Origin of the sequence: Bacillus sp. REN10, from assembly GCF_016820555.1 — a bacterium.
GTDB lineage: Bacteria > Bacillota > Bacilli > Bacillales > Domibacillaceae > Bacillus_CE.
This window is the reverse complement of the sequence record NZ_JADHDW010000007.1, coordinates 68929-91494: the sequence shown is the minus strand read 5'-3', so window position 1 is coordinate 91494 and position 22566 is coordinate 68929. Positions and strand designations below refer to the sequence as shown.

Annotated in this window: 20 protein-coding genes, 2 pseudogenes and 3 riboswitches; of the genes and pseudogenes, 8 read left to right on the top strand and 14 right to left on the bottom strand. The window is 41.1% G+C overall.

The features are described from left to right. Positions 1–71: 71 nt before the first annotated feature. Positions 72–734 carry a Crp/Fnr family transcriptional regulator gene (locus IRB43_RS11505; RefSeq protein ID WP_203363625.1) on the bottom strand — a complete coding sequence of 221 codons (663 nt, stop codon included), beginning with the start codon at positions 732–734 and terminating at the stop codon, positions 72–74. A gap of 71 nt (positions 735–805) precedes the next feature. Between IRB43_RS11505 and IRB43_RS11500 the strand changes: the two genes are divergently transcribed. Next, positions 806–1372 (top strand): LOG family protein, encoded by a 567-nt coding sequence (locus IRB43_RS11500; protein WP_203363624.1) that lies wholly within the window; start codon positions 806–808, stop codon positions 1370–1372. A 34-nt stretch (positions 1373–1406) separates the two neighbouring features. On the opposite strand, the gene kdpDN is transcribed toward IRB43_RS11500, so the two are convergent. The 5 genes from kdpDN to IRB43_RS18260 are packed head-to-tail and all read right to left on the bottom strand — an operon-like array spanning position 1407 to position 7007. Next, positions 1407–2567, bottom strand: coding sequence for a KdpD-like non-kinase potassium sensor (kdpDN, locus tag IRB43_RS11495; RefSeq protein WP_203363623.1), 1161 nt, complete (start codon positions 2565–2567; stop codon positions 1407–1409). 24 nt (positions 2568–2591) lie between these two features. Beyond that, positions 2592–3152 (bottom strand): potassium-transporting ATPase subunit KdpC, encoded by a 561-nt coding sequence (gene kdpC / locus IRB43_RS11490; RefSeq protein WP_203363622.1) that lies wholly within the window; start codon positions 3150–3152, stop codon positions 2592–2594. A 30-nt stretch (positions 3153–3182) separates the two neighbouring features. After that, the gene (gene kdpB, locus IRB43_RS11485) at positions 3183–5210 is read right to left on the bottom strand and encodes a potassium-transporting ATPase subunit KdpB (RefSeq protein WP_203363621.1); all 2028 of its coding nucleotides are present in this window, start codon (positions 5208–5210) and stop codon (positions 3183–3185) included. Between the two features lie 20 nt (positions 5211–5230). After that, positions 5231–6910 (bottom strand): potassium-transporting ATPase subunit KdpA, encoded by a 1680-nt coding sequence (gene kdpA / locus IRB43_RS11480; RefSeq protein WP_203363620.1) that lies wholly within the window; start codon positions 6908–6910, stop codon positions 5231–5233. Between the two features lie 22 nt (positions 6911–6932). Beyond that, positions 6933–7007 carry a potassium-transporting ATPase subunit F gene (locus IRB43_RS18260; RefSeq protein WP_481748144.1) on the bottom strand — a complete coding sequence of 25 codons (75 nt, stop codon included), beginning with the start codon at positions 7005–7007 and terminating at the stop codon, positions 6933–6935. A 230-nt stretch (positions 7008–7237) separates the two neighbouring features. Further along, a riboswitch (cyclic di-AMP (ydaO/yuaA leader) is annotated at positions 7238–7388 on the bottom strand. 48 nt (positions 7389–7436) lie between these two features. Further along, positions 7437–7579: riboswitch (cyclic di-AMP (ydaO/yuaA leader) on the bottom strand. 249 nt (positions 7580–7828) lie between these two features. Between IRB43_RS18260 and IRB43_RS11470 the strand changes: the two genes are divergently transcribed. After that, positions 7829–9487: a putative bifunctional diguanylate cyclase/phosphodiesterase gene (locus IRB43_RS11470; protein WP_203363619.1), complete on the top strand. Its 1659-nt coding sequence runs from the start codon at positions 7829–7831 to the stop codon at positions 9485–9487. 73 nt (positions 9488–9560) lie between these two features. Here IRB43_RS11470 and IRB43_RS11465 read toward each other — a convergent pair whose 3' ends face one another. Next, complete coding sequence (locus tag IRB43_RS11465) at positions 9561–10046, bottom strand: hotdog domain-containing protein (RefSeq protein ID WP_203363618.1); 486 nt, start codon at positions 10044–10046, stop codon at positions 9561–9563. A gap of 168 nt (positions 10047–10214) precedes the next feature. Here IRB43_RS11465 and IRB43_RS11460 point away from each other — a divergent pair, with 168 nt between their 5' ends. From IRB43_RS11460 to IRB43_RS11450, 3 genes are read left to right on the top strand one after another with little or no spacing between them, the layout of a single operon-like run. Beyond that, complete coding sequence (locus tag IRB43_RS11460) at positions 10215–11741, top strand: phytoene desaturase family protein (RefSeq protein WP_203363617.1); 1527 nt, start codon at positions 10215–10217, stop codon at positions 11739–11741. Then, on the top strand, positions 11738–13198 hold the full coding sequence (locus tag IRB43_RS11455; RefSeq protein ID WP_203363616.1) for a phytoene desaturase family protein: 1461 nt from the start codon (positions 11738–11740) through the stop codon (positions 13196–13198). Before IRB43_RS11460 ends, IRB43_RS11455 begins: the two co-directional genes overlap by 4 nt. Then, complete coding sequence (locus IRB43_RS11450) at positions 13191–14024, top strand: phytoene/squalene synthase family protein (RefSeq protein WP_203363615.1); 834 nt, start codon at positions 13191–13193, stop codon at positions 14022–14024. The genes IRB43_RS11455 and IRB43_RS11450 overlap by 8 nt, the downstream gene beginning before the upstream one ends. A 31-nt stretch (positions 14025–14055) precedes the next feature. Here IRB43_RS11450 and IRB43_RS11445 read toward each other — a convergent pair whose 3' ends face one another. The 7 genes and pseudogenes from IRB43_RS11445 to IRB43_RS11420 form a co-directional block, all read right to left on the bottom strand. Beyond that, positions 14056–15528, bottom strand: a complete 1473-nt coding sequence (locus IRB43_RS11445) for a phytoene desaturase family protein (RefSeq protein WP_203363614.1) — start codon at positions 15526–15528, stop codon at positions 14056–14058. After that, complete coding sequence (locus tag IRB43_RS11440; RefSeq protein ID WP_203363613.1) at positions 15525–16628, bottom strand: glycosyltransferase family 2 protein; 1104 nt, start codon at positions 16626–16628, stop codon at positions 15525–15527. Before IRB43_RS11440 ends, IRB43_RS11445 begins: the two co-directional genes overlap by 4 nt. A gap of 14 nt (positions 16629–16642) precedes the next feature. Then, complete coding sequence (locus IRB43_RS11435) at positions 16643–17305, bottom strand: lysophospholipid acyltransferase family protein (RefSeq protein ID WP_203363612.1); 663 nt, start codon at positions 17303–17305, stop codon at positions 16643–16645. Continuing rightward, on the bottom strand, positions 17302–18054 hold the full coding sequence (locus tag IRB43_RS11430; protein ID WP_203363611.1) for a carotenoid biosynthesis protein: 753 nt from the start codon (positions 18052–18054) through the stop codon (positions 17302–17304). Before IRB43_RS11430 ends, IRB43_RS11435 begins: the two co-directional genes overlap by 4 nt. A gap of 92 nt (positions 18055–18146) precedes the next feature. Continuing rightward, a pseudogene (locus tag IRB43_RS18255) lies at positions 18147–18584 on the bottom strand (methyl-accepting chemotaxis protein); the annotation flags it as partial. A 96-nt stretch (positions 18585–18680) separates the two neighbouring features. Further along, positions 18681–19052 (bottom strand): annotated as a pseudogene (locus IRB43_RS18250) (PAS domain-containing protein); the annotation flags it as partial. Positions 19053–19167: 115 nt separating this feature from the next. Next, positions 19168–19578, bottom strand: a complete 411-nt coding sequence (locus IRB43_RS11420) for a hypothetical protein (protein WP_203363610.1) — start codon at positions 19576–19578, stop codon at positions 19168–19170. Positions 19579–19830: 252 nt separating this feature from the next. Then, positions 19831–19934: riboswitch (SAM riboswitch) on the top strand. A gap of 85 nt (positions 19935–20019) precedes the next feature. Here IRB43_RS11420 and IRB43_RS11415 point away from each other — a divergent pair. Genes IRB43_RS11415 through IRB43_RS11405 form a run of 3 tightly spaced genes read left to right on the top strand, consistent with a single transcriptional unit; the run spans position 20020 to position 22525 of the window. Continuing rightward, complete coding sequence (locus IRB43_RS11415) at positions 20020–21240, top strand: 2,3-diketo-5-methylthiopentyl-1-phosphate enolase (protein WP_343070863.1); 1221 nt, start codon at positions 20020–20022, stop codon at positions 21238–21240. Then, positions 21216–21905 carry a 2-hydroxy-3-keto-5-methylthiopentenyl-1-phosphate phosphatase gene (locus tag IRB43_RS11410; RefSeq protein WP_203363678.1) on the top strand — a complete coding sequence of 230 codons (690 nt, stop codon included), beginning with the start codon at positions 21216–21218 and terminating at the stop codon, positions 21903–21905. Before IRB43_RS11415 ends, IRB43_RS11410 begins: the two co-directional genes overlap by 25 nt. Next, the gene (locus IRB43_RS11405; protein WP_203363608.1) at positions 21902–22525 is read left to right on the top strand and encodes a methylthioribulose 1-phosphate dehydratase; all 624 of its coding nucleotides are present in this window, start codon (positions 21902–21904) and stop codon (positions 22523–22525) included. The genes IRB43_RS11410 and IRB43_RS11405 overlap by 4 nt, the downstream gene beginning before the upstream one ends. The last annotated feature ends 41 nt before the right edge of the window (positions 22526–22566 follow it).

The window sequence follows — 22566 nt, the reverse complement described above, 5'->3', positions numbered from 1 at the left end:
TCTCCTCTAACTTATTAGTATAAATTAGATACTAACAGAGAGAAAAAATGATGTATGTAAGCGTCCTTACGTTATGAAAAAAAATCAATCGGCACCCAAATTCGCTGGTCAAACTGTTTAACTTCACTGGTTTGTGTTAGCTTATTCAAAAGAAAAGTGACGGTTTCTCTAGTGGAGGCAATCATGCCCGCTATATCCTTATGAGTGACAAAAGAGGGGATCGGTGCCCACCCGTCGTTAGCTTCGTCGTGATTCGCCAGCTTTTTTAACTGAAACAGCAGCCGTTCTTCGACTTTTTCATAGGCGACTTGCTCTAAAACTTCAATCGTATCTTCTAATTTATTCGTTAAATAGTGCATGATCGCCATTGCTAATTCAGGCGTCTCCTGTACCGCACGCTTCACTTCTTGTTTCGATAAAGAAATGACTGTCACATCCGTTAACGCTTTCGAAAATAAATGCCGCTCTCTATCAGAAAAAACATGAAGCAAATCGATAAAATCGCCTTCAGTCGCAATCCCCAGAACGCATTCCTTTCCATTCATGTTCAAATGAAACAACCGGGAGTGACCACTTATGACGAGCAATACTCGTTCACTCAACTTATCCGGTGTTTGAATAAACTCTCCTTTTTTAAACGAAATTCTCTCGCCATGTGTCAACCAACGTTCTATACAAGTTTCTGGGAAGAAATCATAAAATTTTATTGGATAAAATGAGTCGGGTTTATGCATGTCGTCACTTCCTGCTTTTTATGTATAATGTTAAATGTTGGGCGTATTAGATTCAAGAGGAGGAAATAAATATGAAGCGTATAGCTGTGTTTTGCGGATCAAGAATGGGAGCTTCTGAGAGTTATAGAGAGGGAGCAATTGCATTAGGGAAGGAACTAGCGAGCCGAGGAATCGCTTTAGTATATGGAGGGGCAAGTGTGGGGATTATGGGAGTGATTGCCGATACGGTACTAGCAGAAGGGGGACAGGTGATTGGTGTCATCCCTGAAGTGCTGATAGATCGAGAAATTGCTCATCCCGATTTAACTGAGCTGATTGTCGTGTCTTCGATGCATGAAAGAAAAGCGAAAATGGCGGAGCTCGCTGATGGCTTTATTTCGATGCCAGGTGGGGCTGGGACATTGGAAGAGTTTTTTGAAATTTACACATGGGCACAAATTGGTATTCATCAAAAGCCAAATGGTCTATTAAATATTAATGGCTTTTACGAACCGCTCATTTTGATGTTTGATCATATGGTGAAAGAACAGTTTGTCCAAGATAAGCATCGTTCGATGTTGTTGGTGGATGCTGATCCGAAAGTGCTGCTGGATCAATTTCAAACGTATAAAGCTTCGTCAGTAAAAACATATAATTGAAGAAATGGAGCGTGTTTTGAAGGCGCGCTCCATTTCATTTACTGCATGATACAATATGAATATCCATCTCATGAGAATGTCTCATAATATGGTCGACGATCGAGCCTTTAATGAGCTCTTCCCAGCGGCTTCTTGCGGATTGACCAAGGATCAGTTGGGTGACGTTGTTTTTTATCGCCACATCTGTAATGGCTGTGGCGATGTTTCTTTTATTAAGTGGTTCAACGATGAAGTGGGCATTAAATTGGGTGGCGAGCTTTTTCCATTCTTTGATCTTTTTCCTCTCATCAGGTTTGCGATTCATGGAGGCTTCGCGTGAGATATGGAGAATGATCAGTTTCGTTTTTAAGCGGCTGGCAATTCGCCATCCGCGGCGAATGAGCTTTTCTGCACTTTGGTTATTTTGGACGCACACCATAATGACTTCATTGATGCCAGTGGGAGATTGATTGTATCCTAGGCGATCATCGACGTCATCGGCCAGTTCACGAAGAGATAATTCTCTTAGAGCTCCTAGATTGCCTTTGGTAAAAAAATGATTGAGTGACTGTTCAATTTTGCTGGAGTGATAGATTTTTCCCTCTTTTAGCCTTTTAATCAGTAGTTCTGGAGAGACATCAACAAGAATGATTTCATCCGCTTGATGAAGGAAGCGGTCAGGGATGCGCTCTCTTACTTTTACACCTGTAATTTGCTCGACGATGTCATGAACACTTTCTAAATGCTGAATATTAACAGCGGAAATGACATGGATACCGTGCTGTAAAATTTCTTCTATGTCCATATATCTTTTTTCGTTAGAGGAGGTGGGGACGTTAGAATGAGCAAGTTCATCGATGAGAACCACTTCCGGTGTTCGCTCGATAATGGCATCTTTGTTCATTTCCTCCAATGTTCTCCCTTTGTAAAGAATCGTTTTTTTCGGGATGATTTCTAAGCCGGTGACTAATTGTTCCGTCTCTTGGCGTTGATGGGTTTCGATTAAACCAATCACTACATCTATTCCTTCTCGTTTTAATTCATGGGCTTCTTCTAGCATTCGATAGGTTTTGCCAACACCAGGCGCTGAGCCGATGTACACTTTCAGTTTACCACGCTTCAGCCGCTCAATTTCCGCTAGAATCTCTTCAGGCGTCTTTCTGCGATACTTGCGATTCAAAATGGGTTCCCCCCTTTGAAAAAATCTGACCCCCATCGGTAATGGGAGTCAGACCCAATCTTATTTTTTTAGTTCTTGTATTTTGATATTTAGTTTTAATACATTGACTCGCGGTTCTCCAAAGAGTTGGAGACTGCGTGCTTCTGTTGTTTCGTCGATTGCTTTGTTTAGTGTATTTTCGTTGATGCCTGTTTCTTTGCTGACGCGTTCGACTTGAAATTTAGCTGCAGCTACTGAGATATGTGGGTCGAGCCCAGAGCCGGAGTTCGTAATTAAGTCGACAGGGATATCTTTTAGATCGATTTCAGGATATTCTTCTTGGATGTCTGCGATCGATTGCTTCACTCTCTTGAGCATGTCAGCGTTCGATGGTGCATAGTTGTTTGAACCTGAGGCAGAGGCATCATATTCTATAGAAGAAACTCGCCCGTAAAAATAGCTTTTTTCATCAAATTTTTGACCGATCAGCTCAGAACCGACGACTTTCCCTTTTTCATTTTCAATTAAGCTTCCGTTCGCTTGCGCTGGGAATAACAGTTGCCCAAGCCCTGTCATCGCTAATGGGTAGGCAATTCCACACAGAACGATCATCAACAGTGATAACCGAATGATTTTAAGCATCTTTACTCCTCCATACTGTCATAAATTTTCTTACATGAACAATCCGATAATCATATCAATCAGCTTAATCCCGATAAATGGCATAAGCACTCCACCGAGGCCATAGATAATAATATTTCTTGAGATTAATTGATTGGCAGACATCGGTACATATTTGACCCCTTTAATCGCTAATGGAATTAATAATGGAATGATCAAGGCATTGAATATAAGCGCAGATAAAATGGCACTCGTTGGTGAATTCAATCCCATCACATTTAGTGCTTCCATTTCGGGAATTGCTAACATAAACATGGCGGGGATGATGGCAAAATATTTCGCTACATCATTCGCAATACTGAATGTCGTTAATGATCCTCTCGTCATTAATAATTGCTTTCCGATCGAGACGACCTCAATGATTTTTGTTGGATCGGAGTCTAAGTCGACCATGTTGGCCGCTTCTTTTGCCGCAATGGTGCCGCTGTTCATTGCAAGCCCGACATCGGCTTGAGCAAGGGCAGGAGCATCGTTGGTACCATCTCCTGTCATGGCGACTAATTTTCCTTTAGCTTGTTCTTCGCGGATGACTCTAATTTTATCTTCCGGTTTTGATTCAGCGACAAAGTCGTCCACACCTGCTTCTTTGGCGATGGTGGCGGCGGTTAATGGATTATCTCCTGTACACATAATCGTTTTAATGCCCATTTTTCTCAATTCATCAAAGCGTTCTTTCATTCCCGGTTTGACGGTGTCTTTTAAATAAATGATTCCAAGAATTTGCTCATTTTTAGCGACGGCTAACGGTGTACCACCTTGTTTCGAAATATCATCGGCGCTCATTTTTAAATCATTTGGAATCATGCCGCCTTTTTCTTTCACCCAGCGGATGATCGCATCTACCGAGCCTTTTCTATATTCAATGCCTTTAAAATTGATACCACTCATTCGTTCCTCTGCGGTAAAAGGAATGATTTCCGCTTTCTCATAGACTGATTTTTCCCATGAAGCTCCTTTTTCTTTCGCTAGTTCTAATACGGATCGGCCTTCTGGTGTTTCATCGAATAAAGAAGTGATGACAGACGTATTGATCAACGTTTGTTGTTCAACGCCTTTAACTGCGAGGAAGTCGGCAGCTAACCGGTTTCCAAATGTAATCGTTCCTGTTTTATCCAGAACGATCGTGTTAATGTCTCCTGCAGCTTCGACGGCTTTTCCAGACATCGCAATTACATTGAATCGTGTTACGCGGTCCATCCCTGCAACCCCGATCGCCGATAAGAGGGCGCCAATCGTCGTTGGGATTAGACAAACGAGCAAGGCGATCAATGTAGAAAGTTCTAACTCGATACCCACGTAATTTGCAATTGGAACGAGTGTTACAACGACAATTAAAAAGATGATCGTTAATGTCACGAGTAAAATGTTCAACGCAATTTCATTCGGTGTTTTTTGACGGGTTGCTCCTTCAACGAGGGAAATCATTTTATCAAGAAATGACTCGCCAGGATCCGCGGTGATTCGTACCATGATCCAGTCGCTCACCACTCGTGTGCCACCAGTGACGGAACTAAAATCGCCACCCGCTTCTTTAATGACAGGAGCTGATTCTCCTGTAATGGCTGATTCGTCGATGGAGGCAAGTCCTTCGATAATTTCACCGTCTCCAGGAATTAATTCGCCCGCTTCTACTAATACGATATCGCCTTTGCGAAGATCATTAGAAGAGACTGGTTTGATGTCTCCATTTTTTTGTACTTTACGAGCGACGGTATCTTTTTTGGTTTGCTTAAGGCTATTGGCTTGTGCTTTTCCCCGCCCTTCTGCTAATGCCTCTGCAAAGTTACCGAACAAGAGAGTCAGTAAAAGGATGAGAAACACAGAAAAGTTATAGCCAAATCGTCCTTCCGCTTCAAACAAGGAAGGAGCAATCATCATAAGGAATACAAATATTGCGCCAATTTCTACGACAAATAGAATTGGGTTTTTGATCATAACAAGTGGATTTAATTTGACAAAGCTTTCGATCACCGCTTTTTGTAGAGCAGTTGAGCTTAGCTTAGGTGTGACATCTTTCATTATTTTTTCACCTCATTCAATTAGCGAATCGTTAAATATTCTGCGATTGGTCCAAGGGCTAGTACCGGTAAAAAGGTTAAAGCACCTACGATTAATACAGTTCCGATCAGAAGTCCTACAAATAATGGTTGATCCGTTTTAAATGTGCCGATTGTTTCAGGGATGGGTTGCTTTTTAGCAAGTGAGCCAGCTACTGCTAATAAGGCTGCGATTGATACATATCGTCCAAGCAGCATCACAAGACCTGTCGAAATGTTCCAAAATGGAGTGGCATCGCCTAACCCTTCAAAGCCTGATCCATTATTGGCAGCCGCAGAAGTATACTCATAGAGTACTTGTGAAACTCCATGGAAACCAGGGTTACTAATGGCCTCTTTTCCTAACTCAGTCATAAAAGCAATGGCTGTTGGCCCAAGAATGATAATCGGATGGGCTAATAATGCGATCGCAATTAGCTTCATTTCTTTAGGCTCAATTTTTCTCCCTAAAAATTCAGGTGTCCGCCCAACCATTAATCCACAAATGAACACGGCGATGATGGCATACATAAGCATATTGACTAACCCGACGCCATCGCCTCCAAAAATGGAATTCAGCATCATTAGCGAAAGTGGGGTAATGCTCCCAAGCGGTGTTAACGTATCATGCATATTATTCACTGTTCCTGTTGTGGCGGCGGTTGTCACCGTGCTAAACAGAGCTGATTGAGTGATACCAAATCGCATTTCTTTTCCTTCCATACTGCCTTGAGAACCATCCAATCCGATATTGACGAGAGCTGGATTTCCTTGGCTTTCTGAAAAATAAATGAGTGAAAGGAAGGCTAAAAAAATCAATCCCATCGATGAAAAAATGATCCAGCCTTGCTTTTGATTTTTGGCAAATCGTCCGTAAGTGTAGGTTAAGGCGGCTGGAATACACCACATTGATAACATTTCAATTACGTTGGTCAACGGGCTTGGATTTTCAAATGGGTGAGAGGAGTTCACGCCGAAAAATCCTCCGCCATTTGTGCCTAAATGCTTAATGGAAACGAGAGATGCAACCGGTCCAATAGCCATTTCTTGTTTTTCACCAGAAAGGGTTGTTAGTTCGATGGACGGATCTAATGTTTGTGGCACCTTCAAGCCGATTAGAACAAGTGTGACAATGGTGGCCATTGGGAGTAATAGCCTTGTGTGACCTTTCACAAAGTCCTCAAAGAAGTTCCCAAGTATATGTCCTTTTGAGGTGACTCCTCGAATGAATACGATGGCAACAACAATACCTGTGACGGCCGATGTGAACATCATCATCATAATGACAGCCATTTGTGAAAAATAGGATAATCCAGTTTCACCGCTATAATGCTGCAGGTTCGTGTTTGTCATAAAGCTAATAATTGTATTGAACGCTAACGTCGGTTCCATATTGTTAATGGTATTTGGATTAAAAGGTAAGTATTTTTGCAGTCGCAAAATTGTATATCCAACAGCGACGAAAATGACGTTTGTTACGATCAGCGAGAGAGTGTACTTTTTCACCGACATATTCTGTCTATCTTTTAACCCGCTGATTGAAAAAATGATATTTTCAAATGGCTGAAATAGTTTATCTGAAGCGTTGGGTTGGCCGGAGAACACATGATAAATATACGTTCCCAGTGGTTTGACAAGCAGTAAAAGCAAAATCAACACAACACTAATTTGCAATAAATCCATGGATGGAATCCTCCTTCATTTTTTAAAACTTTTCTGGGTGAATAAGCACATAAAGTAGAAAAAATAATAGACAAATAGTGACAAAGGCAACGAACATCATGATTCATCTCCTCCGATCGTTTGATGACACCAAGAAATAAAAAAAGAAAACAAGCCGAATATAGTAGCGAGCACAACGATCATCAATAGATCCATCAAGTCAAAACACTCCTTTTTTGTTAAAAATTTCTTTAAGAAACAAAAAAGAAGCCTACAGGAAGAGGTCACTCTTCCTGTGGCTTCTTATTACGGCATGGGAAAAAAGCCGTGTGAATACACAGAATTTGTGTTGCCTCTCTCAATGCGCTTACGAGGTTAGCTGACGGATTCGGGTTTGAGAGTACCCTACTCAATGTTTTGAGATTCACCCCATGTGACTCATGAGCCACGGTTGGTTCCCCCGCTTCCTAAAAAAATAGGAACTAAGCAAAATAGATGCATACGTTTCATTATTTACTTGTTTAGTTTGCTCATCAAATATTCACCATCTCCCTCTCACAAAGCTTACGAGGTTAGCTGACGGATTCGGACAGCGAGAGTTGCCCTACTCAATTGTTTGAGATTCACCCCAGTGTTCATTGGTTCCCCCGTTTCTGATGATTTTCATGCAGAATTCAGCAAATTGGAAAAATTTCTTAATGGAAAATTAAGATGATGTCATTCTATTCCTAATTCGGCAATTTGTAAAGAAGAAAAATTCGACACAAAAAGTGCCTGTCACCACCTTAATTAGATCGAAAAATGTCGAATTGTTAATGAAATCAATTATTTTTTACTGATGTATTTTATAGGATTGTTGATTTTTTAGGGATTTTTTCATGGTATAATAGATATGTGTTTAAGAAATAAAATTACTCCTATGATTGGGGAGACATACCATTGCAAAAAAATTATAAAGAGTTATTTGATATTTTACATGCATTGGATCAGACATCAATTATAGCCATTACTGATAAAAACGGTATTATTACGTTTGTTAATAAAAAATTTTGTGAGATTTCAAAATATGAATCGCATGAATTGTTAGGTAAAACGCATCGAGTAGTGAACTCTAATTACCATGATCATTTGTTTTTTGAAGATATGTGGAAAACCATTTGTAAGGGGGAAATATGGAATGGAGAGGTACGAAATCGTGCAAAAGACGGGTCGTATTATTGGGTAGATACAACGATTGTTCCTTTTAGAGGCAAAGAGGGGGATTTGTATCAGTTTATAGCGATTCGAAATGATATTACTGAGAAAAAGCGCCTAGAAGAAGTATTAGTGAAAAAGACGCTAGAAGATGCTGTGACGGGATTGCCTAATGGAAAATATTTTGAGCAAATCGTAAAGAAGCACATGCATTTGGGGGAAGAATTTCATCTTTTATATATTAATATTGACGATTTTAAACGAATTAATGAGAGTTTAGGTATCCACCAGTCGAATGACATTCTTCATATTGTCGGTGAGCGGCTGCGAGAAATTATGTTAAATGACACTGAGAAAATGACTAGAATTCATGGAGATGAGTTTGCCATTTTGTGCGATCCTGCTCTTGGTGATGTGGAAAAGCTTATTGAACGGATTTATCAAGTTTTTCAGGCGCCTATTACTTATAATCAATCCTTGTATTATATGACGCTCAGTATAGGTGTGACTCATTATCCGACCTACGGAGCTACGTTTGAAGATTTAATGCAAACAGCTTTTCACGCGGTGAAATTAGCTAAATTAAAAGGGAAAAATCAATTTGTTCAATTTGATAGCAGCATGACTGTCAATATTAATCGTAAATTTGACATCAAAAATTGTTTGCATCACTCGATTCAAAATAATTGTTTTCAAGTCCATTATCAGCCGCAATATAACAAAAAGAGTGAACTAGAAAGCTTTGAAGCGCTTGTACGTTGGCATTCTCCGAAATTAGGATTTGTACCTCCAGATGAATTCATTCCAATAGCAGAAGAAACGGGATTAATTATTCCATTAGGGTATTTATTATTTGAAATGGTGCTAAAGGACTTTCCGAAATTGCAACGTTCCTTAAAAAAAGAGGTGAAAGTGGGTTTTAATTTATCCATCAAGCAATTTTTTGATGACCATTTATTTGAAAATATTATAAAGTTATGCGGAAAATATGAAGTGGATCCTGCTTTTATTAAACTTGAGATTACAGAAAGTGTCGCAATTAAAGACCCGGTTAGCGTTATTTCGCTCATTAATCAATTTAGAAGCATTGGAATGGAAGTAGAGATCGATGATTATGGAACAGGATATTCAAGTCTTCAATACTTGAAAAACTTACCTATTACCTCCGTAAAAATTGATCGTAGTTTCATTCAAGACATTACATATTCTTCAAAAGGCCGTGCAATTGTCAATGCTACTGTTGAAGTCGCTCACGAACTGGGTTTTCATGTCATTGCAGAAGGGGTAGAAACAGCTGAACAAGCAAACTATTTAAAAGAGATTGGCTGTGAATACTTTCAAGGCTATTACTTTGGCAAGCCGGTACCGCTTGAAGATGCTTGTCACTCCCCGATTTTTGTCTAATTATGCAGATAAAAAAAGACGAAATTTACCCGTGAAAGGTCATTTTCGTCTTTTTTTATTAATGAGCGAACACTCAGTCTTTTTTAGCGAAGGTGCTCGGCATTACAACGGCAATCACTTCTCCGCGCGCACACAGAGTGTCATCCGCAAATACTTCTGTTTCTACTTTCCATTTCTTCGGATGAATTTCTGTGACCGACCCGATCGCGACTAACGGTACGTCTTGCGGAGTTGGTTTTAAGAAATTCACATTAAGTGAAGCAGTTACAAAGCGTGGAGGAGGTGTGCCATCTCCAACTTCATGTCCATTTTTTCGATGCAAAGCTAAAGCGGCGGACCCTGTTCCATGACAATCAATTAAGGACGCGACTAACCCACCATATACAAAACCTGGAATGGCCGTATGCTCCGGCCGAGGCATATAGACGGTTTTCGTCTTTTCCCCATCCCATCCTGTGCGAAAATGATGGCCTTCTTCATTCAAACGGCCACAACCATAACACCAAGCAAAATCATCTGGATATTCATCTTGAATCGACTTAACCACTTGTTCAATCACATTTCTCCCTCCTTTTGTCAGAATATTATAACATAGGCAGGTGCCTGTCACTCCCCGAATTTTGTCGAGTGGCATTTTCTTTTTAGCATATTGAAAGTTGTGAGGAAATAGAAGAGAGTGTATGCTTTTTGTATAATATTTGTTCAATATAAATAGGAGGATTCTCTTATGTCGAAGAGGATGATTGTGATAGGAGCAGGGCCTGGAGGGTTAGCGACTGGGATGCTTCTGGCAAGTAAAGGCTACGAAGTAAAAGTGTTTGAAAAGCAATCTTATATCGGCGGAAGAAATTCTGCTATTCGTTTAGGTGATTATCAATTTGATATGGGGCCGACGTTTTTAAGTATGCTTCATATTGTGGAGGAATTGTTTACAGCAGCTAAAAGAAATGTTCGGGATTACTTACAGCTTGTGGAATTAGATCCGATGTATGAATTGATCTTTGAAAATAAAAAGCTTTTGATGACGCGCAACAAAGAGCGAATGAAACAGCAGATTGATATGCTATATCCTGGGAATGGCGAAGGGTATGAAAGGTTTTTAAAGGAAACAAGCAAAAAGATGGAGGCGTTAACGCCGATTTTACAGTCAAAAATGGATCGCTTTGTTCATCTTTTTCAGCCGAAAGTGTTAAGTGCTTTGCCAGAGCTAGAGGTGACAAATTCGCTTTATGATGTATTATCCCGTTATTTTAACGAGGAAGAACTGAAGTTAGCCTTCACTTTCCAGTCTAAGTATTTAGGGATGTCTCCGTGGAAGTGTCCGGGTGCGTTTTCGATTTTATCTTATATGGAGCATGCATACGGGATTTTTCATCCGATCGGTGGAGTCAATGAGCTGTCGAAAGCGATGGCGAAAGTCGTTACGGAGCATGGCGGACAAATTTTCACCAATAGCGGAGTGAAAAGACTGTGGCTTGATGGGAAAACGGTGAAAGGCGTCATTTTGGAAAATGGGGAACAGATTGAAGCGGATGAAGTGATCATTAATGGAGACTTTGCTCATGCGATGACAAACTTAGTTGAACCGGGAGTTTTAAAGAAATACACGCCTCAGAAATTAGCGAAGAAAAAGTATTCCTGTTCGACATTTATGCTATATGTCGGAGTAAGTAAAACCTTCGACTTGCCTCATCATACGATCGTGTTCGCCAAAGATTACAAAAAGAATGTGGAAGAAATCACTCAATCAAAAATTTTATCGGAAGACCCGTCTATTTATATTCAAAACGCGAGCGTGACCGACCCAACGCTTGCACCAAAAGGGAAGTCGGCACTTTATATTTTAGCTCCGGTGCCTAATAATTTTGGCGCCATTGATTGGGAGAAAGAAACAAAGGCATTTCGCAAGCTCGTCTTAAAGATTCTCGAGGAAAAAACAGAGTTCAAGGATATTGAAGCCCATATCGAGGTCGAAAAAATCATTACTCCTCACGTTTGGGAAGAGGAGATTTGTGTGTATAAAGGAGCGACATTTAATTTAGGGCATCAGCTCTCGCAAATGATGATGTTTCGGCCGCATAATCAATTTGAAGAATTGCATCATTGCTGGCTCGTAGGGGGTGGCACCCATCCTGGTAGCGGTCTTCCAACTATTTTAGAATCTGCCCGTATCACGGTCAATGGCATTTTAGAACAAGAGGGGAAACAGAGAATTCCCGTTTCTCCTCTTCCTGTAGCGGAGGGATTGTTATGAATGCAGCCATTATCGGCGGGGGAATTGGCGGGTTAGTCAGTGCTTTGTTTCTGTCAAAGCAAGGTGTGGACGTGACCATTTACGAAAAAGAAGGAAAGCTCGGTGGGAGATTGGCGTTTGAGGAACGAGACGGCTTTCGAATTGATCAAGGACCAACAATTGTCCTGTTGCCGGAAATGTTTCAGCAATTGTTAGATGAAGCAGGGGTGGATCGTGCTAGCTACGAGCTTGTTCGCTGCGATCCTCTCTATTCGATTCAGTTTCCAGACGGGCTGCACTATACAAAATATCCGGATCTAGATCGGCAATTAGACGAAGTGAGACGGTTATTTCCTTCTGAAGTGGGAGGGTTTCAACGTTTTATCGAAGAAGGTAGGGAGCGTTTCACCCAAGGGAAGCAAGCTTTTTTAGAAAAAGCATTTGTTAATCACCGAGATTTCTGGACAGGAAGCAATGTGAAGACATTGTTAAAGCTCAAGGCGCATCAATCGGTGCGAAAGTTGATGTCTAGCTACTTTCAAGATGAACGGTTAAAAACGGCATATTCGTTGCAAACGCTGTACATTGGTGGCGATCCGTTTCATGCGCCGGCTATGTATTCACTAGTGCCATTTAGCGAGCATGAGCATGGTGTTTACTATTTAAAAGGCGGCTATGCGAGTCTTGTGCCTATATTAGAAGAAGAGTTAAAGAAACGAGGCGTAGACATTTATTTAAATACGGCTGTTACCAATATTCATTCTGATGGAAAACGTGTAATGGGGGTTGAAACGAAGGGAGGCTTCCATTCGTTCGATACAGTTATTTTTAATGGGGATTTCCCAGCAATCGCTCAAGTAATGAAACAGAAAGAAAGGCGGTCCTTTACCCCGTCATCAGGTTGTGTGCTTTTGTATTTTGGATTAGATCGGATATACAACGATGTCAATATCCATCAATTTTTCATTGGTGAGAATTTTCATGAGCATATGAAGGCTGTATTTGAACGAAACATGTTGCCGAACGATCCGGCGTTTTATACATTTCATCCATCAATCATTGATGATAGCTTAGCTCCTGAAGGAAAAGGAGTCCTTTATACGCTTGTTCCCGTGCCATCTGCAACGAATATTTCTTGGTCCGAACAAACAGACTGGATCGAAAAAATTATTGATCGGATGGAACAGCTTTCTTTTCCGAGATTACGAGAGGCGATTCAGTGGATGGAGATTCGCACACCAACGGATGCCGAGCAGTTTGGCCTGTTTGGCGGTGGAAGCTTCGGTATTGCACCAACCTTATTTCAATCAGGTGTTTTTCGTCCCCAAGTTAAACCGTATCCATTGGAAAATTTATATGCTGTAGGAGCGTCGATTCACCCGGGAGGCGGCATTCCGATTGTAATGCAGGGAGCTAAATTAATGGTAGATCAATGGGTTCGTGATCAAGCTCTTAAAGGAGAGGGTGTCCATGCTTAGCATAAAAGAAGCGTATCAATATTGTGAAACGGTCATTGCTTATCATTCGAAAACATTTTATAAAGCCTTTTCTTTACTGCCAAAGGAAGATCGCCGAGCGGTTTATGCAGTTTATGCTTTTTGTCGGAAGGTCGATGATATTGTGGATGAGGGAGATCATCCGGTTAGCGAACTTGGCCAATTCTCTGAGGAGTTTGAACGGTTTTTAACGGGCTCGTTTGATCATTCTCAGGCGATGTGGGTGGCTCTTCATGATGTGTTTTTGAGGTATGATATGGATGAAAAGCCATTTCGTGATTTAATAAAAGGGCAGAAGATGGACTTATATATTCATCGATATGAAACGATGGATCAATTGCTAAATTACTGCTATTATGTGGCCAGTACGGTTGGGTTAATGCTGTTGCCTATTCTTGCTCCTAAGAAGGTGTCTGTTTTAAGGGAAGGAGCGATTGCTCTCGGGCTTGCGATGCAGCTAACTAATATTTTGCGAGATATTGGCGAAGATTTAGAACGAGATCGCATTTATATACCGAGAGAGATTATGCATCATTACGGTTTAACAGAAAGATCATTGTGGAAGAGAAACATCGACGGACCTTTTATCGATATGTGGGAGCATGTAGCAGAACAAGCGGAACGATTTTACCAACAGGCTTTTCAATCAATGCATGAATATCCAGTCGCTGCTCGTATGCCTGTGAAAGGAGCAGCTTATTTATATCGTGAAATATTACCGACTATTCGTTCAAAAAAGTATGCTGTCTTTCAGGAAAAGCACTTTGTAACGGATGAAGCAAAGAAAGCGATTTTGGCGAAAATATAAGAAGGAAGGAGCATTCAATGCTCCTTCCTTCTTATATTGTTTCGATAATGGATGCAGCTACATTTTGGCCGCTAATGGTAACCATCGGCGAGCCTCCGCCAGGATGTGTGCTTCCTCCGACAAAGTATAAATTGGCGATATCTTTGCTTTTATTTTGCGGACGAAGGAAAGCTGACTTTTTGCGGTTGGCCGATAAGCCATATAACGCCCCTCGGAAAGCTCCGAATGTTTCGGCAATTGTAGCCGGTGTGAAAATTTGTTCTTCCACGAGATGAGGAGCAAGGTCGATTCCTTGTGCAGCAAGGCTGGCATAGATTTTTTCTTTGTATGCTTGAGGGTCTATTTGCAGTTGTCGAGTTGACGGCAAAGCAGGAGCATTGACTAAAATGAATAAATTATCACCATTCGGTGAGCGTGTGACATCCGTATAAGAAGAGTTGCAAATGTAAATAGTCGGCTGTTCACTATATGTCTGCCGATTGAATAAATCTATGAACTCTTGTTTGTAATCACTAGAAAAATAGACATTATGGTGCATTAATTGCGGAAAACGCTTGTTCACACCTGCTAAAATTACAAAAGCAGAAATAGAAGGCTCCAGTTGCTCTACTTTTTTATTTGGAAAAGCAGGACGGACTTCTTCTGAGACAAGTTCTGGGTAAGCGGTCAATAAATCCGCGTTCATAATGATATAATCCGCTTCTATTCGCTCGCCATTGGCTAGCTCTACAGCCGTTGCTCGCTGCTTGGAGACAAGAATCTTTTTGACCATGGTATGATTGTGCAGGTGGGCGCCCCATTTTTTCGCAACGGTGGTAAAAGCCTCAGCGATTTTCGTATTTCCTCCTTTCACATAATACACTCCCTCTACCATTTCTAAGTAAGCAATCATAGCAAAAGTGGCCGGGGCTTGATAAGGGGAGGAGCCGATATAAGTGGCATAGCGATTGTAAGCTTCCATGACTTTCGGGTTGGAAAAATAAGAACGGAAAAAATCATCCAGCGTTTGCCAAGGTCGCACCTGTAGCAAGGCGGCTCCTAAAGAAGGAGAGAGATAATCACGCCATGATCGAAACGTCCGAGGGAGAAAATATTGCTGCGATAAATTATACAAGCGAGTGATTTCCTTAATGAAAGCAGGGTAGCGACGAGCGCCGGACGGATCCAGTCGTTCTAGCTGTGCCACCATTTGTTGCTGATCACTAGAAAAAATTAACTCCGTTCCATCAGAAAATACATTTCTCGTATGAGCAGGGAGTTTGATCAGCTCGAAATAATCTTCAGCGCGCTCCCCTGTCTGTTCAATCACTTGTTGAAACACATAAGGCATGGTAATCGTATTAGGGCCGAAATCGAACGTATAATCACCAAGTTGAACAGGCATGAGCTTTCCGCCAAAATGCTCATTTTTTTCAAATAATTGCACATCCAGCCCTTGATAAGCGAGAGTGACAGCCGCTGATAATCCAGCAAGTCCACCGCCGATAATGACCACCTTTTTCATGAATATTGTCTTCCTTTCCATTGATAAGATTGCTTCAGCCAGGACTTCCACATCGATGCATGCATAATCGTGATAAAGGCAAGGGCTGATAACGGCATCAACCAGGCGATGAACTTGCGTTGGTTAGTGAGTTGATCAACGTAAAATCGCTGCAGCGCTGTGAAGAAGTAGGGGATGCAGTAAAACCACTGCCCACTGACCAATCCATAGATGAGCCAAATTAGCGGAACGATATAAAAGACGCTATAAAATAAGGTTAAACAGAAAACGAGCAGGGGAGAACGGCCTAAACCGATATAAATATTTTTCAAAAATCCTTCCCATACTTCGCGATTCGTTTCATACATATGGCAAATGACTTGTTCGGTAATATTAGCAAGCAAGACGCGCTCACCTTGTTTTTTCAGTTGGCGTGCAAAATGGACATCCTCCACTAAAGAGGAGCGAACCGCTTGATGTCCCCCTATTTTTTGATAGGTTGTTCGCTCAAATAGCATAAACGCACCATGGGCTGCAGTTGTAGCAGGCAGATTTGTATAATTAGCGAGAGCAATTGGCAAGTGAAATAGCACGACAAAATGCTGCATTGGTACAAGTAGTTTGTTTAAAAACGACGGTACTTCAAAGGCAGAGAAGCCAGTGAGTAGTTTTGCGTTCTTTTTCTGAAGCAACGTGAGTGATCGCTCAATAATAGACGGCTTTAATCGTACATCTGCATCAATAAAGAGAAAATAATCCCCTTTTGCTTGCTGTTGCAACTGATGACAAGCGTGAACTTTTCCAATCCAATCCGGTGGAAGTTCTTTGCCCGTTAATAGTTGGAAACGTTGATCTTGCCCAATGGCATCCTGTAAAACTATTAACGTTTGATCGGTTGATTGATCATCTAATAAAATAAATTCAAGATGAGGATAAGTTAATGATTGCAACGATTGAACGAGTCCTTTCGCATTCCTTTCTTCATTTCTCAGCGGCACAAGCACGGACACGAGTGGTTTTCCTTGTACTTGTGCCTTTTGTGGCAATTTTGGAAGAAATTTAGCATTGATCCACGTCCACAATAGAAAAATAATTAATCCTGTTGTGACAATGGTATACATATTGAAGCCCCCTTTTAAAGTAGAGACGTAAATAGCTGATGTTGTTCATGAATAACATATTGTTTCAGTTTATCTAATTGTTTCGTACAAAGTTGCTCTAAATGAAGTGTTCTTTCTTTTCGTGATCCACCTCTCAACTGTTCATACACTAGTGGTTGGCCAGCGAATACCCATACGTCTGGTTTTCGATGATGTCCAAATGAATAATAAAAACTGAGCGGAACGAGCGGTACTTGTGGGCAGCGCTCTAATAAATAGGTGACCCCCGATTGGAAGCGGAGCGGTCGCGTTTCTAAGTGAAACTCATCCCCTTGAGGAAACAGGCAGACGCTTTTTCCTTCTTTCAGAAGCTGCTCGGCATAGTGGAGGGAACGCAATATTTCTTTCGGCTGCGAGCGATTAACAGAAAATGCTCCTAATCTTTTGAAAAAAGGATACTGCCGCAATCCGGCTTCATGCATCATTATATAAAGCTCATGGGCAAGTGCTGTTCGCTCTAAATGAAAAAAGATGAGGCCATCCCACCACGAGCTATGATTTGCAATAAAAATAACTGGAGCTGTTGGTAGCGTTGCGGCTGTTTGCCAGTAAATATGATCAAAGGAACGAGATACTAACCGCCGATGGTAAAGAGAAAACATCTGTTGGAATAATCCACTTTTTTTTGCCTCAATCATACAGTTTTCCTTCTTGATGCGAGCAGAATAACGAGACTGGTTAATATCGCAGTTAATGCACTAGCTACCCAAAGCTTGCCGATGATCCCTAGTAATACAAACATAGAAATCATTAACACGTATAACAACATCATTCGTTTTTCCCACAAAAGGTTCGGGTGATTACGTTTGGTGAAGTGAAGCATGAACCAAAGGAAAAGATGAAGAACAAAAGCGACTGCGAACCAGCCGAGAAAATTGCTAAATGGAATGCCATAATATAAACCAGAGCCTTCCCAAATCCAATATTGTTTTATTTGATAGGCAACAGGGTCGATGATAAGGTCAATGATGACGGCTATTGCACTGCCCACTAGCGCATAAAGCAGTCCGCTTTGTGAAACAATTCTTTTCGCCAATACATGAGAAGTGGCCATGACCATTAGCCAGGCAAAGCCGATCGCAATCGGTACATTAAATAGGTTAGGAGCAAAGCGGTCTGTATAGTAGTACTCCCCAAATAACACTCCATAGGCTGAGCCGCTGAACTCAATAAAAAAGGTAGATATAAAGATGACACTACTAATCAGAAGTGCATTTTTTCTGTTGAAGAGTTTAATAAAGTAAATGATGGCTAGGCCTCCGGCTAACATTAAAAACACCGCATTAGACCACTCAAGCCAAGAAGGCAATAAATCAAAACTAAGGAGAATCACTCCGCAAACATACCAAAAGATAAAAAGCCGAAAGAACACTTCATCCCATTTCAACTATTCCAACCTCCTAAAACGTTGATTTCACTTGTTCATGCAAATAAAAGCTGTCATGTAGCGGATACGTGACAGCTGATTGTAGGCGAGTTTCAGATGTTGAAACTCATTTGAAATGATTTTGCTTGTTCATCTAGCTGTTGAGAAGCTTGATGGATACTTAAAAAATCCTTGATGGCAGTATGGACTTGACTTTGTCCAGATTGGATGGATTCTTGCATTTGTGCAGTACCTTTGCTAACTTTGGACACCTCTGTTATAATGCCTTCAACATGCCCATTTATTTCCTTGATTGATTCCTCTACACGATCAGAAAGTTTGCGTACTTCTTTAGCGACGATATCAAAGCCTCTCCCGTGTTCTCCAGCTCTAGCGGCTTCAATGGCTGCGTTTAATGCTAGTAGCTTTGTTTGTGAGGCGATTCCTTGAATGGTTGAAGTAATCCCTTTAATTAAGTCGGTTTGAGCTTCTAACGCATGAAGGGTCGCAAGGTGGTCGATCGACTCCTTCACGATTAGGTCGATACTTTGCACTAATTGTTTGTTTTTTTCAATGCCATTAGAAGCACGCTTGTTTAAATCTTCTGCCATGTGCTGAAGAGTAGTGACAATTTGAGCGGTGCTTTGCTCTCGATCTGTAATATCGGTGGCCACTTTAATGACGCCTTCTACTTTGTTTCCGTTAAAGACAGGCATATAAGTCGCTTCTAGATATTTTGTTTCGCCTTTTTTATTGAGCCGTTGAATTTTATCCTGAAACTGTCTGCCGTTTCTTAGTTTGTGCCAAAGATCTTGATATTCTTTGCTTTGCGCGAATGCGGTTGGGCAAAATGCTGAATGGTGCATACCAATCATTTCTGACACCGTATATCCCATAGCGACTGCGAATTTTTGATTGACCCAAATCACATTGCCTTGTAGATCGAATTCAATCATTGCAAGGGAACGTTTAAAGGATTGTGCTACTGCGTCATCTTGAAATCCTTGTTTGTCTATCATTTGTTTTCTGTATGAGGCTATCACAGTTCGTTTCTTCCTTCCTATGTTAATGAAGCATAAGTCAATGACTTGTAGATCATATAGTGTGGAAAAGGTAGTGTCAATGAACGGTATGTTAAACTTTTTTTAAATAAAATAAACTTAATACTCCTCCATATAAGGCGTGCCCGACTAACCAATAAAAAATAGCTGATAGCGACGTAATCGAAGGCGTTCGATCGGATAATGCGGTCGTTGGATATAGTAAGACACCAATCAGAAAACAAATAGCGACAGTTCGAAAGATGATTTGCTGATTCGTCCATCTTCCTTTTTTGATCATATAGAAGAGAATCATAGCTAAAACAATCGATACGATCAGATGAAGCGAAAACTCAATCACTTCAGGCAAAGCAAACTCTTTAATCACCGGAATATAATCCACATTCATCAACAACGTATACACCTTAATCCCTAAACCAACCTCAATCACCTTCAAAAACAACCCAAGAAAAATCCCCGAAACAATCCCAGCTAATATACCCAAGTGCCTGTCACTCCCCGAATTTTGTCATCCTATGAAATAAGGCTATATGAGTCATTTTTATCAAACTGTTTATATATTGTCAAACTTATGTGTATGATTTGTACATATCCACAGGTGCCTGTCACTCTCCGGAATTTCTTAGATTTTGTCGAAGGGGGATTTTTTTGTTTTTTTAAAATTTTGTTGACAGTTTGTTCAGGTGCGTGGCATAATCCTAATTAATCTATTAAATCCATCAATTACATACAATGATTCTTATCAAGAGCAGGCGGAGGGATGAGCCCAATGAAGCCCGGCAACCGACTCGTTATGAGCACGGTGCTAATTCTCACAACAGATATGTTGACAGATAAGAAGTTGTTTTTTCGGAAACCTCTTCTTATTTGAAGAGGTTTTTTTATTGTATGCGTGTGTATGATTAAAAATGGTGAGGTGAAGAAGGTGAGTGGAGTAACGGCTGTTTATCAAATCATTGCGGATCGAGCAAGTTTGCCGAAAAAAGCAGAAGGCATCGCTTTAGGGTTAACGGTCGGTTCTTGGACGGATCTTCCGCTGCTTGAACAGGAGCAGTTGAAAAAACATAAAGGTGACGTCGTAGAGATTAAAGAAATGGGAGAAGATGTTTCAGGCAAAACAATAGCGGAAATTCATATCCGCTTTCCGCGAGCGAATTTTTCAACGGATTTGCCAGCGATATTAACGACCACCTTCGGCAAGTTGTCATTAGATGGCGAAGTGAAATTAATCGACTTAAAGTTCGATAAGGAGCTGTTAGCCGGTTTTCCAGGTCCCCGATTTGGTATTAGTGGCATCCGCGAACAACTGAACATTCATGACCGTCCGTTGATTATGAGCATCTTTAAAGGTGTGATCGGCCGCGATATGAAGTACTTACTTGAGCAGTTGCGGGAACAGGCATTGGGTGGTGTGGATCTTGTGAAAGATGATGAGATTCTTTTTGAAAATGAGCTCACTCCTTTTGAAAAAAGAATTACCGAAGGAAAAAAGGTTCTTGATCAAGTGTATAAGGAAACGGGGCATCGTACATTGTATGCGGTCAACTTGACTGGACGCACATTTGAATTAAGAGAGAAAGCAAGAAAAGCAAAAGAGTTGGGAGCTGATATTTTACTTTTCAATGTATTCACTTATGGTTTAGATGTACTGCAAGGCTTACGTGAAGATGAAGATATCGCTTTGCCGATTATGGCTCATCCGGCATTTAGTGGTGCGATCGCTTCTTCAGAAAGGTACGGCCTCACTTACTCCTTACTGCTAGGCACATTAACTAGATTAGCTGGAGCGGACTTCTCTTTGTTTCCATCGCCTTACGGAAGTGTGGCTTTAGAAAAAGAGAAGGTGATGAAAGTGAAAGAAGCATTAACAGTAGAATCTTCTTTAAAACGAGCTTTTCCAGTTCCGTCAGCTGGAATTCATCCAGGGCTTGTCCCGTTATTGATTAATGATTTTGGCAAAGACTGCGTCATTAATGCTGGTGGAGGAGTGCATGGACATCCATTAGGCGCAAAAGGTGGCGGCCGAGCGTTTCGCCAAGCGGTTGAAACTGTTCAAGAAGGTATTCCGTTGCCTGAAGCAACAGCTAGGGCTGAATTGCAAGAAGCGATACGAATATGGGGATGGAAGGATGGGGCAACATCTTGAAGCAGCCAATTATTTTTTGTGACTTTGATGGAACGGTAACGAAAAAAGATAATATTGCGAGCATTATGGAACGATTTGCTCCTCCAGAATGGGAAGAATTGAAGGATGCCGTTCTTGCTCAAGAGTTAAGCATTCAAGAAGGAGTCGGACAAATGTTTGCGCTATTATCTCCTTCTTTACGGCAAGATATCGTCAGTTTTGTATTAGAAACGGCAGAATTTAGAGAAGGCTTTTCGGACTTTGTTCAGTATGCGAAACAACAAGACATTCCTCTTTATATTGTCAGCGGGGGCATTAATTTTTTCGTCAAACCATTACTTGAGTCTTTCAATTCGATTGCTGGCGTATACTGCAATGAAGCGGATTTTAGCGGAGATACGATTCAGATTCAATGGCCTCATCTGTGTGATGAACAATGTTCGAATCAACATTGCGGCTGCTGTAAGCCGACGATTATCCGCCAATTGAGCAATGCGGACACCCATGCGATTGTAATCGGCGATTCAGTCACTGATTTACAGGCCGCTAAAATTGCCGATACGGTGATTGCCAGGGATTATTTATCGAAAAAATGTGCGGAACTTTTGATTCCGTTTCAACCGTTTGAAACGTTCTATGACTGTATTGACGTATTAGAAAATCTGCAAGGAGTGGGGGAAAAATGAGTGTATTTGTTACTCGTGTTTACGAGTTAAGCGAGATTAAAGAGGAACTGGCCGCTCGGGACTGGTTTATGGGAACGAGCGGGAACTTAGCGATTAAGGTTCAAGACGATCCCATCCAATTTCTCGTCACTGCTAGCGGCAAAGATAAGCGGAAAAAAACGAGGGAAGATTTTTTGCTTGTCGACGGGAAAGGGAATCCAGTCGGAGAGACGAATTTGAAGCCATCAGCAGAAACACTTTTACATTGTGAAATTTATCGGCGAACGAGTGCCGGATGCAGCTTACATGTGCATACAGTAGCGAATAATGTCATTTCTGAGCTATATGGGGATCAGGGGCAAGTGGTGTTTCAAGGTCAAGAACTGATCAAGGCATTTGGCCGCTGGGAAGAGGATGCGAAATGGCTGATTCCGATCATCCCCAATCATGCCGATATCCCTACTTTAGCCGCTGCGATGGTCCCCTTTGTGAATGAAGAAAAAGGGGCGGTGTTAATTCGAAACCATGGAATTACTATCTGGGGCAGAGATAGCTTTGAAGCAAAAAAAGTGCTTGAAGCGTGTGAATTTTTATTTCAGTACCAATTGGCGCTTATTCAAGCGAAAGCGAGTCTTTATTGAATTTTAAAAATTGCCAATATTTTAAAAGTAGGAGGAATGAA

Excerpts from the sequence above, each read along its gene's own strand:
- IRB43_RS11460 (WP_203363617.1), top strand. The coding sequence starts at position 10,215 with ATGTCGAAGAGGATGATTGTGATAGGAGCAGGGCCTGGAGGGTTAGCG.
- IRB43_RS11450 (WP_203363615.1), top strand. The coding sequence starts at position 13,191 with ATGCTTAGCATAAAAGAAGCGTATCAATATTGTGAAACGGTCATTGCT.
- kdpDN (WP_203363623.1), bottom strand. The coding sequence starts at position 2,567 with ATGGGGGTCAGATTTTTTCAAAGGGGGGAACCCATTTTGAATCGCAAG.
- IRB43_RS11455 (WP_203363616.1), top strand. The coding sequence starts at position 11,738 with ATGAATGCAGCCATTATCGGCGGGGGAATTGGCGGGTTAGTCAGTGCT.
- IRB43_RS11505 (WP_203363625.1), bottom strand. The coding sequence starts at position 734 with ATGCATAAACCCGACTCATTTTATCCAATAAAATTTTATGATTTCTTC.
- IRB43_RS11440 (WP_203363613.1), bottom strand. The coding sequence starts at position 16,628 with ATGTATACCATTGTCACAACAGGATTAATTATTTTTCTATTGTGGACG.
- IRB43_RS11410 (WP_203363678.1), top strand. The coding sequence starts at position 21,216 with ATGGAAGGATGGGGCAACATCTTGAAGCAGCCAATTATTTTTTGTGAC.
- IRB43_RS11445 (WP_203363614.1), bottom strand. The coding sequence starts at position 15,528 with ATGAAAAAGGTGGTCATTATCGGCGGTGGACTTGCTGGATTATCAGCG.
- IRB43_RS11405 (WP_203363608.1), top strand. The coding sequence starts at position 21,902 with ATGAGTGTATTTGTTACTCGTGTTTACGAGTTAAGCGAGATTAAAGAG.
- IRB43_RS11435 (WP_203363612.1), bottom strand. The coding sequence starts at position 17,305 with ATGATTGAGGCAAAAAAAAGTGGATTATTCCAACAGATGTTTTCTCTT.
- kdpB (WP_203363621.1), bottom strand. The coding sequence starts at position 5,210 with ATGAAAGATGTCACACCTAAGCTAAGCTCAACTGCTCTACAAAAAGCG.
- kdpC (WP_203363622.1), bottom strand. The coding sequence starts at position 3,152 with ATGCTTAAAATCATTCGGTTATCACTGTTGATGATCGTTCTGTGTGGA.
- IRB43_RS11500 (WP_203363624.1), top strand. The coding sequence starts at position 806 with ATGAAGCGTATAGCTGTGTTTTGCGGATCAAGAATGGGAGCTTCTGAG.
- kdpA (WP_203363620.1), bottom strand. The coding sequence starts at position 6,910 with ATGGATTTATTGCAAATTAGTGTTGTGTTGATTTTGCTTTTACTGCTT.